Origin of the sequence: Vibrio sp. 10N.222.46.A1, from assembly GCF_041473595.1 — a bacterium.
GTDB classification, from domain to species: Bacteria; Pseudomonadota; Gammaproteobacteria; order Enterobacterales; family Vibrionaceae; genus Vibrio; species Vibrio tasmaniensis_A.
This window is the reverse complement of the sequence record NZ_JBFRSN010001451.1, coordinates 1-1,282: the sequence shown is the minus strand read 5'-3', so window position 1 is coordinate 1,282 and position 1,282 is coordinate 1. Positions and strand designations below refer to the sequence as shown.

The window sequence follows — 1,282 nt, the reverse complement described above, 5'->3', positions numbered from 1 at the left end:
ATCTTGGGCTTGTTCAACACTTGGGATTTAGTGTTGGCTGCGCAACACCTTAATCCTTATTCGTTATGTGATGTTTTCCAGGCACTAATAGAAGCCAGACATAACCTCTAATGGTAACGATAAAAATTTTTCATTTCTGTTTTTATGGAAATTCACTAAAATCCGAGCTCTTTAATTTACATGATAAGAAAACAACACCAATGAAACACATCGCACTAGCTTTATTTCTAGCTCTTTCAGCTTTTACTGCTTACGCACACTCTGGTGGCACAGACAGTTACGGTTGTCACGTAGACTCACGCACAGGTGTGCGTCATTGTCACTAATTCTACTAATGTACTCGTTCTTCTACATTGATAAAAAACAGTTTCAGAAGAGCAGTTAGAAGAATTAATTTCTCAATGCATGACACCGAGTTGTGTTATGTTATGTCTATTTAAAATAAAGTTAGATTGGACGACCACGTCAAAATGAAAAAAACAATCGCAATAATTGCAATTCTTTTCACAGCGAATGTATTTGCTAACACACACACGACTATTATCAATGGCGATCGTGATAATAAAACATGTAGCACTATTGGCGACATTACAATTTGTAACTAACCAAGCCACTATTTGGCGGGGCTAAACCTCGCTATTTTCTACTTCCCGGCATTCTTACCCCATTCAAAATAAAAACGGGAAATGATACTCATCAATCCTTTGCACAATAAGGAATATCGTACCATTTAATTGGTAATTGGTGCATGATAGTATGCACGCGATTTACACCACCCTGGAAATACCAATGTTAAAAAAACTTGTCGCTACTTTTTCAATAATGCTACTTGCAGGCTGCGCTAACAACGCAATTGTTGAGTTACAAAAACTAGATACAACGTATTTAGAAAACAAGGAACTACTGATAATTGACGATGGCCGAACAAAAGACTCAATTAAAAAAATCATTGCTGCAAAATTAGACGAATACGGATATGACTACCAAGTTATTGATATCTCTCAGTCCAACTCAAAAACCACAGACGCCCCAAAACTAACATATTCTGCAAACTGGTGGTGGGATATGGCTACTTATATGCGTTACCTAAATGTTGAGGTTAAAGATAAAGGTCAAACGATTGCACTAGTAAAAATTGACACAGTAAAGTGCGGTGGCATTGATAAATTTGGTTCCGCTGAACGACGTACTCAAGTAACACTAGATCTTTTACTTAGTGATTTGACAAAAGACGAAGCAAACGAACTAATCTGTCTTGGTGGTACGCCAAACAACTAGTTCC

2 protein-coding genes are annotated in these 1,282 nt (G+C 37.2%); both read left to right on the top strand.

What is annotated here, in order from left to right; all coding sequences use genetic code 11:
* The first annotated feature begins 200 nt into the window (after positions 1–200).
* Positions 201–326, top strand: a complete 126-nt coding sequence (locus tag AB4496_RS27295) for a YHYH domain-containing protein (protein ID WP_102257609.1) — start codon at positions 201–203, stop codon at positions 324–326.
* Between the two features lie 463 nt (positions 327–789).
* Positions 790–1,278: an Sbal_3080 family lipoprotein gene (locus tag AB4496_RS27290; protein WP_032555003.1), complete on the top strand. Its 489-nt coding sequence runs from the start codon at positions 790–792 to the stop codon at positions 1,276–1,278.
* Positions 1,279–1,282 lie beyond the last annotated feature (4 nt).